Source organism: Streptomyces sp. NPDC126499, from assembly GCF_040302485.1.
In the GTDB taxonomy this organism is placed as follows: domain Bacteria; phylum Actinomycetota; class Actinomycetes; order Streptomycetales; family Streptomycetaceae; genus Streptomyces.
Map to the genome: position 1 here is coordinate 155,153 of NZ_JBEOUO010000014.1, position 13,391 is coordinate 168,543.

General features: G+C 70.6%; 11 protein-coding genes and 1 tRNA gene. 9 read left to right on the forward strand and 3 right to left on the reverse strand.

Annotation, left to right across the window (positions count from 1 at the left end; translation table 11 throughout):
• Window positions 1–82 precede the first annotated feature (82 nt).
• The 6 genes from ABTZ91_RS21995 (at window position 83) to ABTZ91_RS22020 (ending at window position 6,704) form a co-directional block, all read left to right on the forward strand.
• Window positions 83–553, forward strand: coding sequence for a septum formation initiator family protein (locus tag ABTZ91_RS21995; RefSeq protein ID WP_352078880.1), 471 nt, complete (start codon window positions 83–85; stop codon window positions 551–553).
• Window positions 554–634: 81 nt separating this feature from the next.
• Window positions 635–1,180, forward strand: a complete 546-nt coding sequence (locus ABTZ91_RS22000) for a DUF501 domain-containing protein (protein WP_352078881.1) — start codon at window positions 635–637, stop codon at window positions 1,178–1,180.
• On the forward strand, window positions 1,177–2,091 hold the full coding sequence (locus ABTZ91_RS22005) for a Ppx/GppA phosphatase family protein (RefSeq protein WP_352078882.1): 915 nt from the start codon (window positions 1,177–1,179) through the stop codon (window positions 2,089–2,091). The genes ABTZ91_RS22000 and ABTZ91_RS22005 overlap by 4 nt, the downstream gene beginning before the upstream one ends.
• 380 nt (window positions 2,092–2,471) lie before the next feature.
• A complete protein-coding gene (locus tag ABTZ91_RS22010) occupies window positions 2,472–3,848 on the forward strand; it encodes an NAD(P)/FAD-dependent oxidoreductase (protein ID WP_352078883.1) in 1,377 nt (458 codons plus the stop codon).
• Window positions 3,849–4,080: 232 nt separating this feature from the next.
• A complete protein-coding gene (locus tag ABTZ91_RS22015) occupies window positions 4,081–5,385 on the forward strand; it encodes a cyclopropane-fatty-acyl-phospholipid synthase family protein (RefSeq protein WP_352078884.1) in 1,305 nt (434 codons plus the stop codon).
• 101 nt (window positions 5,386–5,486) lie between these two features.
• Window positions 5,487–6,704: a phospholipase D-like domain-containing protein gene (locus ABTZ91_RS22020; RefSeq protein WP_352078885.1), complete on the forward strand. Its 1,218-nt coding sequence runs from the start codon at window positions 5,487–5,489 to the stop codon at window positions 6,702–6,704.
• A gap of 98 nt (window positions 6,705–6,802) precedes the next feature.
• Here the strand turns inward: ABTZ91_RS22020 and ABTZ91_RS22025 are convergent, their stop codons facing one another.
• Together ABTZ91_RS22025 and ABTZ91_RS22030 are read right to left on the reverse strand one after the other, a co-directional pair.
• Window positions 6,803–9,331 carry an FtsX-like permease family protein gene (locus ABTZ91_RS22025; protein ID WP_352078886.1) on the reverse strand — a complete coding sequence of 843 codons (2,529 nt, stop codon included), beginning with the start codon at window positions 9,329–9,331 and terminating at the stop codon, window positions 6,803–6,805.
• Between the two features lie 90 nt (window positions 9,332–9,421).
• Window positions 9,422–10,195: an ABC transporter ATP-binding protein gene (locus tag ABTZ91_RS22030; RefSeq protein ID WP_352078887.1), complete on the reverse strand. Its 774-nt coding sequence runs from the start codon at window positions 10,193–10,195 to the stop codon at window positions 9,422–9,424.
• 433 nt (window positions 10,196–10,628) lie between these two features.
• Between ABTZ91_RS22030 and ABTZ91_RS22035 the strand changes: the two genes are divergently transcribed.
• A tRNA-Leu gene (locus tag ABTZ91_RS22035) sits at window positions 10,629–10,710 on the forward strand.
• Between the two features lie 132 nt (window positions 10,711–10,842).
• Window positions 10,843–11,745, forward strand: a complete 903-nt coding sequence (locus ABTZ91_RS22040) for a Bax inhibitor-1/YccA family protein (protein ID WP_352078888.1) — start codon at window positions 10,843–10,845, stop codon at window positions 11,743–11,745.
• Between the two features lie 76 nt (window positions 11,746–11,821).
• Here ABTZ91_RS22040 and ABTZ91_RS22045 read toward each other — a convergent pair whose 3' ends face one another.
• Window positions 11,822–12,382, reverse strand: coding sequence for a TetR/AcrR family transcriptional regulator (locus ABTZ91_RS22045; protein ID WP_352078889.1), 561 nt, complete (start codon window positions 12,380–12,382; stop codon window positions 11,822–11,824).
• Window positions 12,383–12,486: 104 nt separating this feature from the next.
• Here ABTZ91_RS22045 and ABTZ91_RS22050 point away from each other — a divergent pair, with 104 nt between their 5' ends.
• Complete coding sequence (locus tag ABTZ91_RS22050; protein WP_352078890.1) at window positions 12,487–13,362, forward strand: alpha/beta hydrolase; 876 nt, start codon at window positions 12,487–12,489, stop codon at window positions 13,360–13,362.
• The last annotated feature ends 29 nt before the right edge of the window (window positions 13,363–13,391 follow it).

Here is a 13,391-nt window from a genome sequence, read left to right on the forward strand (position 1 = left end):
CCTACGTCCCCGCACCCGGTCCCGTACCGTGTGCGGGGACGTACGTTTGAACACAGGCGCGTGACACGGGGAGGCGCACGACATGGCCGTGAAGGACCGGGACCGGTTCTCGACCGCGACCCGGATCAGGCTGCTCGGCGAGCAGACCGCCGCCCGTGTCTACCGCTCCCAGACCCGCCGCCAGGCCCGCCGCTCGCGGCTCACCGGCCGCGCGGCCTTCCTGGCCCTGGTGGTCTGCTCGCTCGTGGTGGCGCTCGCCTACCCGATGCGGCAGTACGTCTCGCAGCAGGGCGAGATCGCCGACCAGGAGCGCAAGGCCGCCGAGGCGGCGAAGCGGGTCGAGGAGCTGCGGGACGAGAAGGCCCGCCTCCAGGACCCGGCCTACGTACGGCGGCTGGCCCGCGAGCACCTGCACTACGTGTTGCCGGGCGAGACCGGCTTCACCGTGAACGACCCCGACGCGGAGCACCGGCCCCGCACCGAGCAGGGCGCGACGGACCGTCCGTGGTACGACAACCTGTGGGACGGCGTGGACCGCGCCGACCGCCCCTGACGGCAGCCGTCACGCGATCCGCCAGAAGATCCGTCACGGCGTCCGCACCGACGCCCGCACCGACCGACGAGCAAGGCAGACATGGAAACGCCCCCTCCGCAGACCGAACGCACCGAGCCCACCGACGCGGACGTCGCCGCGTTCCAGGAGCAGCTCGGCCGGCCGCCCCGCGGCCTGCGCGCCATCGCGCACCGCTGCCCGTGCGGCAACCCGGACGTCGTCGAGACCGCGCCCCGGCTCCCCGACGGCACGCCGTTCCCGACCACGTACTACCTGACCTGCCCGCGCGCCGCCTCCGCCATCGGCACCCTGGAGGCCAACGGGGTCATGAAGGAGATGCAGGCCCGGCTCGGCACCGACCCGGAGCTCGCCGCCGCCTACCGCGCCGCGCACGAGGACTACATCGCGCGCCGGGACGCCATCGAGGTCCTGGAGGGCTTCCCGAGCGCCGGCGGCATGCCCGACCGGGTCAAGTGCCTGCACGTGCTCGTCGGCCACTCGCTCGCGGCCGGCCCCGGCGTGAACCCGCTGGGCGACGAGGCGATCGCCATGCTGCCGGAGTGGTGGGCGAAGGGCCCCTGCGTCACCCCGTGCACCGACGCCGCCGAAGGGAAGTCCTCGGAATGACCCGGGTCGCCGCCATCGACTGCGGTACGAACTCCATCCGCCTGCTCGTCGCCGACGTGCACCCCGCGACGGGCGAGCTGATCGAGCTGGACCGGCGGATGACGATCGTCCGGCTCGGCCAGGGCGTCGACAGGACGGGCCGCCTCGCGCCGGAGGCCCTGGAGCGGACCTTCGCGGCCTGCCGCGAGTACGCCGAGGTCGTCAAGGAGCTCGGAGCCGAGCGGATCCGCTTCGTCGCGACCTCCGCCTCCCGCGACGCCGAGAACCGGGCCGACTTCGTGAACGGCGTCGTGGAGATCCTGGGCGTCGAGCCCGAGGTCATCACCGGCGACCAGGAGGCCGCGTTCTCCTTCACCGGAGCCACCGCGGAGCTGCGCGGCGACGACCGGTACCTCGTCGTCGACATCGGCGGCGGCTCCACCGAGTTCGTGGTCGGCAACACGCACGTCGAGGCCGCGCGTTCGGTCGACATCGGCTGCGTACGGCTGACCGAGCGGCACGTCCGCAGCGACCCGCCGGCCGCCGCGGAGATCGAGGCGATCGTCACCGACGTCCGGGCGGCACTGGACCTGGCGGCCGAGACCGTGCCGATCGGCGAGGCCGACACCCTCGTCGGGCTCGCCGGTTCCGTCACGACGGTCGCCGCGATGGCGCTCGGCCTGGACGCGTACGACTCCGAGCGGATCCACCGCTCCCGGATCTCCTTCGACCAGGTCGCCGAGGTCGTCGGCCGGCTGCTCGTCTCCACGCACGACGAGCGGGCCGCGATCCCCGTCCTGCACCCGGGACGGGTCGACGTGATCATCGCCGGGGCACTCGTCCTGCTGGAGGTCATGGAGCGCACCGGGGCCGCCGAGGTGGTCGTCAGCGAGCACGACATCCTCGATGGGATCGCCCTATCCCTGGCATAGCGGGCGGCTATGGAGGGCTCCGGAGGGCGCCGACGACACACCGTCGGAAAACGTTCGTGAAGTTCTTCACAAGGAAATGGGCCCTGAGGGTGCCCCGGGAAGCTTATTTGGCACTTCTGCGGGCTCCTCAGGGCCCTTTCGCAGGTCTGGAGGCCACTTCGCTCGATGTTTCCATCGTGTGAACGCTCCCCTTGGTTCAGCGTTAAGGAAGGCTCTCCGGGCCAGTTCACAAGGGGTGAACAACGTTCGCCCGTACACCCTGGTTCCTTTGCTGGACCATGACATGGGTCACGTGGGCGGCGGAGTGTAGCAGAGGTCCCCCCGAACCTTGTGAAGGGGCGCACGAGCACCCCCCCTTGGAGGGGTGGATACTCGATGGCATGAGCACCACGGAGCGTCCCAGGATCCTCGTAGTAGGCGGCGGGTACGTAGGCCTGTACGCAGCTCGGCGCATCCTCAAGAAGATGCGCTACGCGGAGGCGACCGTCACGGTCGTCGACCCGCGGTCGTACATGACCTACCAGCCCTTCCTCCCCGAAGCCGCCGCCGGCAGCATCTCGCCGCGCCACGTCGTCGTCCCGCTGCGACGCGTCGTGCGCGGAGCGGAGGTGCTCACCGGCCGGGTCACCACCATCGACCAGGACCGCAAGGTCGCCACGATCGCGCCGCTGGTCGGCGAGGCGTACGAGCTGCCGTTCGACTACCTGGTCATCGCGATGGGTGCCGTCTCCCGCACCTTCCCGATCCCCGGCCTCGCCGAGCAGGGCATCGGCATGAAGGGCATCGAGGAGGCCATCGGCCTGCGCAACCACGTCCTCGAGCAGCTCGACAAGGCCGACTCGACGACCGACGAGGAGGTCCGCCGCAAGGCGCTGACCTTCGTCTTCGTGGGCGGCGGCTTCGCCGGCGCGGAGACCATCGGCGAGGTCGAGGACATGGTCCGCGACGCGGCGAAGTACTACCAGAACGTCAAGCGCGAGGACATGCGCTTCATCCTGGTCGACGCCGCCGACAAGATCCTTCCCGAGGTGGGCCCGAAGCTCGGCCTGTACGGCAAGGAGCACCTGGAGAGCCGCGGCATCGAGATCTACCTCCAGACCTCGATGGACTCCTGCGTCGACGGCCACGTCGTGCTGAAGAACGGCCTGGAGGTCGACTCCAACACGATCGTGTGGACCGCCGGTGTGAAGCCGAACCCGGCGCTCGCCCGCTTCGGTCTGCCGCTCGGCCCCCGCGGTCACGTGGACTGCAACGAGAAGCTCCAGGTCAACGGTCTCGACTACGTGTGGGCCGCGGGCGACAACGCCCAGGTCCCGGACATGGCCGCGCGCCGTGCCGGTGTCGAGAACGCCTGGTGCCCGCCGAACGCCCAGCACGCCCTGCGCCAGGCCAAGGTCCTCGGCGACAACGTCGTGGCCGGCATGCGCGGCTTCCCGCAGAAGGAGTACGCGCACTCCAACAAGGGCGCGGTCGCGGGTCTCGGCCTGCACAAGGGCGTCGCGATGATCGTCATGGGCAAGATGAAGATCAAGCTCAAGGGCCGTCTCGCCTGGTACATGCACCGTGGCTACCACGGCATGGCCATGCCGACCTGGAACCGCAAGATCCGCGTCTTCGCCGACTGGACCCTGGCGATGTTCCTCAAGCGCGAGGTCGTCTCCCTCGGTGCCATCGAGTCGCCGCGCGAGGAGTTCTACGAGGCCGCCAAGCCCGCCCCGCAGCCGGCCGCCCCGGCGCAGGAGAAGGCCAAGGCCTGATCTCTCCGGCGGTACCCCGGCGACATCAGCAGCACCAGCAGTACTCAGCAGTACCAGAAGTACCCAGAGGTACACGCAAGGCCGTAAAAGGGCCGTCCGCCATCCGTGGTGCGGACGGCCCTTCGCGTGTTTTTCACGCCGTTTACGCGCGCGAGGGGATGGGTTCGCCTACGGACGGTGTTCTCCTGGTGACGAGCATTTCTGGGGCACGAGATCACGGAGGTGTTGCACCATGGCCGACGCCGCGTCGCGGCTGACCGCCCTGGCCGAGGAGGTGCTGGGAGCGAGGCTCCCGGTGCGCCTGCGGGCCTGGGACGGCAGCGAAGCCGGCCCCGCCGACGGCCCCGTACTGATCGTCCGCGACCGCCGCGCCCTGCGCCGGCTGCTGTGGAAGCCGGGGGAACTGGGCCTGGCCCGCGCGTGGGTGGCGGGGGAGATCGACGTCGACGGGGATCTGTACGAAGTCCTGGACCGGCTCGCCGGATTCATCTGGGAGCGCGACGAGGAGCCGCGCGGCAAGCTGGAGACCGTGCGCGACCCCAAGGTGCGCGCGGCCGCCAAGGCCCTGCTGAAGCTGGCCGGCCCCCTCCCGCCGCCGAAGCCGCCCGTGGAGGAGATCCGCGGCCGCAGCGGCGTCCGGCACAGCAAGCGGCGCGACAAGCAGGCGATCAGTCACCACTACGACGTGGGCAACGACTTCTACGAGCTGGTCCTCGGCCCCTCGATGGTCTACTCGTGCGCGTACTGGACGGACGGCGGGACCCTGGAGGAGGCCCAGCGGGACAAGCTGGACCTGATCGCCCGCAAGCTGAACCTGAAGGAGGGCGACCGGCTGCTCGACGTCGGCTGCGGCTGGGGCTCCATGGCCATCCACGCCGCCCGTGAGTACGGGGCCCAGGTCGTCGGCGTCACCCTCTCGCGCGAGCAGGCCGCCTACGCCCGCAAGCGGATCGCGGAGGAGGGCCTGACCGACCGGATCGAGATCCGGGTGCAGGACTACCGGGACGTGGCGGACGGGCCGTACGACGCGATCTCCTCGATCGGCATGGCCGAGCACGTGGGCGCGGTGCGCTACCGGGAGTACGCCGACACGCTGTACGGGCTCCTGAAGCCCGGCGGGCGGCTGCTCAACCACCAGATCTCGCGCCGCCCCGAGCCGGACGAGTCGGCCTACGAGGTGGATCCGTTCATCGACGCGTACGTCTTCCCGGACGGCGAACTCGCCCCGATGGGCCGCACCCTGACGACCCTGGAGGACGCGGGCTTCGAGGTGCGGGACGTGGAGGCGATCCGTGAGCACTACGCGCTGACGCTACGCCGCTGGGTGGCGAACCTGGAGCGGGAGTGGCAGCGGGCGGTCCGGCTGGTCTCGCCCGGCCGCGCGCGGATCTGGCGGCTCTACATGGCGGCGTCCGCGGTGTCCTTCGAGCGCAACCGGATCGGCGTGAACCAGTTCCTCGCGGTGAAGACGCCGGCGTCGGGCGGGTCGGGACTGCCGCTGCGGCCGAGGGTGTGGAGCGAGTCCGAGGCGCGTTGATACGTTGCGCGGGGCGGGGTGCCGGTGAGAGCCGGTGCCCCGCCCCGCTGTGACGTTCCTTGTCATGTATCTGCCCTGTTTGTCGTTCGAGGGGGAAATCCTTGCGCCGCCCCGCCCGTCTCCTGCTCGCCCTGACCGCCGCCGCCGGGCTGCTGACCGCCGCTCAGTTCCCGGCGGGCGCCGCCGACACGGCCGCCGAGGCCGTCACCACCACCGCCACCTTCAACGACCCCGCGGGCGACACCGCGGCCCAGGACCGGGTCCGTGACCACGTCATCGACCTCATCGGCCGGGCCCCCGCCGGCTCCACCATCACCGCCGGGCTCTACACCTTCACCGACGACCCCGTCACCGACGCGCTCGGCGCCGCCAAGACCCGCGGCGTCAAGGTCAGGGTCATCGTCGACCACACCTCCGCCACCATGACCGGAGGCGAGTACGAGCGCCTGGCCGCCCGCCTCGGCACCGACCGCACCCAGCCCTCCTGGGTCTTCGCCTGCCCGGCCGGCCGTGGCTGCATCGGCTCCCGGAAGCTGCCGAGCGACACCGACGGCGCCATCAACCACAACAAGTTCTGGCTGTTCTCGCACACCGGCGGCGCGAGCGACGTCGTCGTGCAGACCTCGGCCAACATGACCGGCGTCCAGCGCACCGACCTGTTCAACAACGCCGTCACCATCGTCGACAGCGGCCTCTACGGCATCTACCAGTCCTACTTCACCGACCTCCTGCACCACGGCACGTCCACCGGCGGGCTCAGCCACTACTACAAGACCCCGACCAGCGCCACCGGCCCGTACAAGACGTACTTCTTCCCGCGCCAGGAGGCCGCGGGCAGCTCCTACGACGCCGACGCCTCCACCGACACCGTCAAGCTGATCCTCGACAACGTCTCCTGCGCCGGCGGCACCCAGATCCGCATGGCCGCCAACCTCTTCACCCGCGACGAGGTCGCCACCAAGCTGGTCTCCCTCAAGAACGCCGGCTGCTCGGTGATCCTCGCCCACGACGGCTACCCCGGCTCCCTGGGCAGCGCCGTCGAGTCGGTGATCTCCGGCAAGCTCACCCAGCGCGTCCAGTGCTACGAGGACCGCGGCACCGGCGTCGCCAAGGCCGGACTGCACTCCAAGTACCTGCTGGTGGAGGGCACCTACGACGGCGTGGCGGGGAAGAAGCTGGTGTGGACCGGCAGCCACAACTACACCTACCCGGCGCTGCGGGCCAACGACGAGACCCTGCTGAAGATCGACCACCCGACGCTCTTCGCCCAGTACAAGGCCAACCACGAGCACCTGATGGCGTACTGCGCCGGCAGCTGACCCGTACCGGCCGACCCGTACCGGCCGACCCGTACCGCGTACGCGAAAGGGCCGGTCCCCCCGAGCGGGAGACCGGCCCTTCGTGTCCGTACGGGCGGTTACTCGGCCTTGATCGCGGCCAGCATGTTCAGCTTCGCCGCGCTGCGGGCCGGCCACATGGCGGCCAGGACGCCGACCAGCCCGGCCAGGAGCAGGAAGATCCCGATCCGGCCCCACGGCAGGACCAGCGCGTAGTCCGGCAGGCTGCTCCTCAGCGTCTCGCCGATCGCCCAGCCCAGGAAGGAGCCGAGGGCGATGCCGACCACCGCGCCGAACAGCGAGATGACCACGGCCTCCAGGCGGACCATCCGCTTCACCCGGCGCCGGTCCAGACCGATCGCCCGCAGCATGCCGATCTCCTGCTGCCGCTCGAAGACCGACATCGCCAGGGTGTTGACGACGCCGAGCACCGCGATGATCAGGGCCATCGCCAGCAGGCCGTACATGATGTTCAGCATCATGTTGATGACGCCGCCGAACTCGTCGCGGATGTCCTTCTGGTCCATGACCGTGATGGCGGGGTTGTCGCCGAGGGACTTCGTCACGGCCTTCTCGGCCGCCGCCGACGCGCCGCCCTCGGTCTTCACGAAGATCTGCGGGATGTACGGCTTGGGGTCGTGGGCGTTGAGGACCCTGGTGTCCAGGAGCAGCGGCGAGACGAACTCGCTGTCCTCGTAGACCGCGCCGACCTTCAGCGAGCCCTTCTTCTTGTCGGAGAACTCCACCGGCAGCGTCGAGCCGACCTTCCAGCCCCGCTTCTTCGCCGTCTTCTCGGCGACCGCGACCTGGCCGTCGGCGAGCGAGCCGAGCGAGCCGTCGATCACGTGGAGGTTGAGCACCTTCTCGACGTCACCGGGGGTCACGCCGGAGACGGACGCGAAGTCGCCCTTCACCTGGAGGTATCCGGCCTGCTGCGGGGAGACCGCCGTGGCGCCCGGCGCCTTGCGCACGGCGTCGAGCGCGGCCTGGCTGAGGCCCTCGCCGCTCGCCATGGTGATCATGTAGTCGGCCTTGATCTGGTCCGTCGTCATCCGGTCGACGGCCGAGCCGACCGTGGCGCCGAGCACCGACAGACCGGTGACCAGGGTGAGGCCGATGGCGAGCGCGGAGGCCGTGGCGCCGGTCCGGCGCGGGTTGCGCACCGCGTTCTGCCCGGCCAGGGAGCCGGCCACGCCGAAGGGCTTCAGGAACGGCCGGGCCAGCGCGATCACCGGGCGGGACAGCAGCGGGATCAGCACGATCACACCGATGAGGGCGAGGAAGGCGCCGCCGGCGATCAGCATCCGGCCCTCGTCGCCGCCCTGGCCGGCGCCGAGCACGATGCCGAGCAGACCCGCGGCGGTGATGAGCGCGCCGATGGTGTTGCGCACGACCAGCGACTTGGTGGTGGCCACCGCGTGGACGCTGCTCATGGCGGCGACCGGCGGGATCTTGGCGGCCCGGCGGCCGGGCAGCCACGCGGCCAGCATGGTGACGAGGACGCCGACGGCGAGCGCGGAGAGCAGCGGGGTGGCGCCGATGACCAGGTCACCGGCCGGGATCTTCAGTCCGAAGGCGTTCATGCCGGCGCGCAGCGCCGCGGCGAGACCGATGCCGAGCCCGAAGCCGACCAGGGAGGCGACCACGCCGACGAGACCGGCCTCCGCCAGCACCGAGCGGGTGATCTGCTTGCGCGAGGCGCCGACGGCACGCATCAGCGCCAGCTCCTTGGTGCGCTGGGCGACCAGCATCGTGAAGGTGTTGGAGATCAGGAAGACGCCGACGAAGAGGGCGATGGCGGCGAAACCGAGCAGCATCTGGTTGAGGCTGCTCAGCCCCTCCTCGATGTCCTTGGCCTGCTGGTCGGCGAGGGCCTGACCGGTCTGGGCGTCGGCGGTGTCGCCGACGACCGGCTTGACGGCGGCGAGGATCCTGTCGGCGTCCGCGCCCGGCTCGGCGCTGACGCTGATGTCCATGAAGTGGCCGGGGCGCAGGAACAGCTTCTGGGCGACGTCGGTGTCGAACAGGACGAGGCTGCCGCCGGCGCTCACCGCGCCGTCCTCGGTGGTGAAGACACCGGAGAGGGTGTAGGTCTCCACCGGGCCGTTGGTGGCGACGCGGACGCGGTCGCCGACCTGGTAGCCGCCCTTGGCGGCGGTGTCCTTGTCGAGGGCGATCTGGTCGTCCTTCACCGGGCCGGTGCCGGAGGTGAAGTCGTACGCGGGGTCCTTGCCGTCGCGGCCCGGGGCGAAGTTGGTGCCCTTGTTGGACCAGCCGACGCCGATCAGCTTGCCGTCCTTGTCCGGCACGCCCGCGAAGCCGTTCACCCGGCCGGTGGCGTCGGCGACGCCGTCCAGCGCGGCGATCTTCTGCCGGGTCTGCTCGGACAGGCCCGGCGTCGCGTTCGGGTCCTGCTGGTTCGGGGCGGTGGTGACGGCGACGGCGATGTCGTCGTAGCTCTTGGAGGACTGGGCGCGGAAGGCGTTCGAGAGGGTGTCGGTGAAGACCAGGGTGCCGGAGACGAAGGCCACGCCGAGCATGACGGCGAGGACGGTCATCAGCAGCCTGGCCTTGTGCGCGAGCACATTGCGCAGGGCGGTACGGAACATGGTGGGAGTCCTGGAGTGGGCCCCGGCGGCGCCGTCTCGGGCGCGCGGCGCGGGGGAGGGGTCGAAAGAGCGAGGAGGGCGGGGCTCGGCTCAGCTCGTGCGGCCCTTGGCGTCGAAGGCCTTCATGCGGTCGAGCACGCCGTCGGCCGTCGGGTGGAGCATCTCGTCGACGATCCGGCCGTCCGCGAGGAAGACGACCCGGTCCGCGTAGGAGGCGGCGACCGGGTCGTGGGTCACCATGACGACCGTCTGGCCGAGCTCGCGCACCGAGTTGCGCAGGAAGCCCAGCACCTCGGCGCCGGAGCGCGAGTCGAGGTTTCCGGTCGGCTCGTCACCGAAGATGATCTCGGGCTTGGAGGCGAGCGCGCGGGCCACGGCGACGCGCTGCTGCTGGCCGCCGGAGAGCTGCGCGGGGCGGTGGCTGAGCCGGCCGGACAGGCCGATCATGTCGATGACCTGCTGCACCCACTGCTTGTCGGGCTTGCGGCCCGCGATGTCCATGGGCAGCGTGATGTTCTCCAGGGCGGTCAGCGTCGGCAGCAGGTTGAACGCCTGGAAGATGAAGCCGATCTTGTCCCGGCGCAGCTGGGTCAGCTGCTTGTCCTTCAGGCTGCCGAGCTCGGTCTCGCCGATCCGGACGGAGCCGGAGCTGAAGGAGTCCAGGCCGGCTACGCAGTGCATCAGGGTCGACTTGCCGGAGCCGGAGGGGCCCATGATCGCGGTGAACTCGCCCTGCCGGAAGTCCACGCTGACCCGGTCCAGAGCGACCACCTGGGTCTCGCCCTGTCCGTAGACCTTCGAGAGGTCGGTGGCACGGGCGGCGACCGCGGTGGTGCGGGGCACGGTGTGGCTGGTGGTCTTCACGTCGGCGACTCCTGTCACTGCTGGCGTTCGGGAACCACTCCATCGTGTCGAGCGTTATGGCACCCGGCGTCCGTCCACATGCCCGTTCCCGGGGGCGACTGGAGTCGGACCGCGGGGGCGCGCGGTCATCCTGAGGTATGACGGCGACCCCGAGAGGGGGCGCGGGGAAGGGGCCCGCGAACGGCCCCGCCGAGGGCCCCCGGGGAGGGGGTGCAGAGGTGACGAAGTCGGGTCGGATCCGGCGGCGACTTTTCGTCAATCCGGCGGCCGGGTCTTTGCGGCCGCGATCCCCGCCGCACTACGCCACAGGGCACTCCACCTGCGCTGACGCACCCTCAGGCGTCAATAAAATAAGACAACATCGGGCGACCGTTCCGCTGAACGGGCGACGCGCCCCGATAGGCTCCTGTGCCAACGCGGAGCATCGCGTCACGCCCGGATGGTGGAATGCAGACACGGCGAGCTTAAACCTCGCTGGCCTTCGGGCCGTACCGGTTCGAATCCGGTTCCGGGCACACCGCTCACCCCCGCCGACCTGCCCTCCCCGACACGATCGTATAAAGATCCTCCCCCAGCACGAGGGAGTTTCTTTTGCCGTCGCATTACTCTTGACGCAAGGCCGCGCAGTGCGGCCATGGAGGAGTGAGATGAGGAGCAGCAACCCGGTCTTCTCGCGACGGGGGTTCAGCCGCGACAACGGCTACGCCGGCTTCAACGCGCAGCAGCCGCAGGCCGGGGGCCCCGCCGTCGGAACCAACCCGTACGCCACCGGTAACCCCTACGCCGAGGGTGCGGCGAACCCGTACGCGACCAACCCGTACGCGCAGGCGGACACCCACCTCGGCGCGCCGCAGCAGGCCCGCGCCAACGTCATGACGATCGACGACGTGGTCAGCCGCACGGCGATCACGCTCGGCACGGTCGTGCTGACGGCCGTCCTGTCCTGGCTGCTGCTGCCGGTCGACCCGGCGAACATCAACAAGTCCTACGGCATCGCCATCGGCGCCGCCCTGGTCGCCCTGGTGCTGTCGCTCGTCCAGTCGTTCAAGCGCAAGCCGTCGCCTGCGCTGATCCTGGCCTACGCGGCCTTCGAGGGCGTCTTCCTCGGCGTGATCTCCGCCGCCGTCTCGACCTACATCGCCGACGGCGTGGTCACCCAGGCGGTGCTCGGCACGATGGCGGTCTTCGCCGGCGTGCTGATCGCCTACAAGATGCGCTGGATCCGCGTCACGCGCCGCTTCTACGGCTTCGTGATGGCGGCCGCGATGGGCTTCGTGCTCCTGATGGCGGTCAACCTGCTGTTCGCCGTCTTCGGCGGCGGTGACGGCCTCGGCTTCCGCAGCGGCGGCCTCGGCATCCTGTTCGGCGTCATCGGCATCATCCTCGGCGCCTGCTTCCTGGCCCTGGACTTCAAGCAGGTCGAGGACGGCATCACCTACGGTGCTCCGCGCGAGGAGTCCTGGATGGCGGCCTTCGGCCTCACCCTGACCCTGGTGTGGATCTACCTGGAGTTCCTGCGTCTGCTGTCGATCCTGCAGGGCGACGACTGACGCACCGCGTGACCAGGGAAGGGCCCGTCCGGCATCCGCCGGGCGGGCCCTTCCGCGTGTCCGCCGGTGCGAGGTCCTAGTCGACGTGGGCGTCGAGCAGCACCCTGGCGGCGTCCTTGGCCCGGGCGGCGGGCTCGGAGGTGCCGTGGATGCCGGCGACGACCATGGCGCCGTTGGCGAGCAGAGCCAGCTGGTCGGCGAGGGCGGGCGGGGCGTTCAGGGCGTCGGTCTGCTCGGCGAAGTAGTCCCGCAGGGCCTGCTTGTGCCCGCGGGCGATCTCGGCGATGTCCGGGGAGATCCCGCCCATCTCGCCGAAGGTGTTGATGAAGGCGCAGCCCCGGAAGTCGGGCGCGGCGAACCAGTCGCCGAGGTAGTCGAAGACCGCCAGCGCCCGCTGGTACGGGTTGGTGGCGTGGGTGGCGCCATGGGCGGCGATGGCCTCGCGCACGGCCGCGTCGCGCCGCTTCAGGACCGCCCAGACCAGGTGGTCCTTGGACGGGAAGAGCTGGTAGAGGCGCTTGAGGGAGACGCCGGAGGCGCCGCGGATGGCGTCCATGCCGACGGCCTGGACGCCCTTCTCGTCGAACAGGGCCTCGGCCGTCTCCAGGAGCCTCAGCTCGGCGGTCTCCGCGTCCATCACCGCTCACTCCTCGACAAGCCCGTTGCGTAGAGAACCATCGTTCTCCTACTCTACAGGGCATCGGGAGAACGATCGTTCTCCCCTTCTTGGAGGGATGACCCATGTCCGGCTTCGCCCTGCGCGCCCGCACCGTGACCATCGACGGCCTGGAGGTCTTCTACCGGGAGGCCGGCGACCCGTCCCGGCCCACCCTCGTGCTGCTGCACGGCTTCCCGAGCAGCTCGCACATGTACCGCGGACTGATGGCCGACCTCTCCGACGCGTACCACCTGATCGCGCCCGACCACATCGGCTTCGGCGCCTCCGCCGCACCCGCCGTCGACGCCTTCGACTACGGCTTCGAGCGGCTCACCGAGATCACCCTCGCCCTCCTCGACCGGCTCGGGCTCGACCGCTTCGCCCTCTACATCCAGGACTACGGCGCACCCATCGGCCTGCGCATCGCCTCCCGCCACCCGGAGCGGGTCACCGCGATCGTCACCCAGAGCGGCAACGCCTACCTGGAGGGCTTCACGCCCTTCTGGGACGTCCTCTTCGCCCACGCGAAGGACCGGGAGGCGCACGAGGCGGACGTACGCGCGCTGCTGACCGCCGAGGCCACCCGCTGGCAGTACACCCACGGCGTCCCCGCCGACCGGCTCGACCGCATCGGCCCCGAGACCTGGACCCTCGACCAGGCCGGCCTCGACCGGCCCGGCAACAAGGAGGTCCAGCTCCAGCTGTTCTGGGACTACCAGTTCAACCTGGACGCCTATCCGGCCTTCCAGGAGTACTTCCGCACCCACCGGCCGCCGCTGCTCGCCGCCTGGGGCCGCGGCGACGAGATCTTCGGCCCGGCCGGCGCCGAGGCCTTCGCCCGGGACCTGCCGGACGCCGAGATCCACCTCCTCGACGCGGGGCACTTCGCCCTGGAGACGCACGGCGAGGAGATCGCGGCACTGGTCCGCGACTTCCTCGGCCGTCACGTGAAGGACTGAGCCCGGCGGCGGGCCGGGGCCGGCGGGTG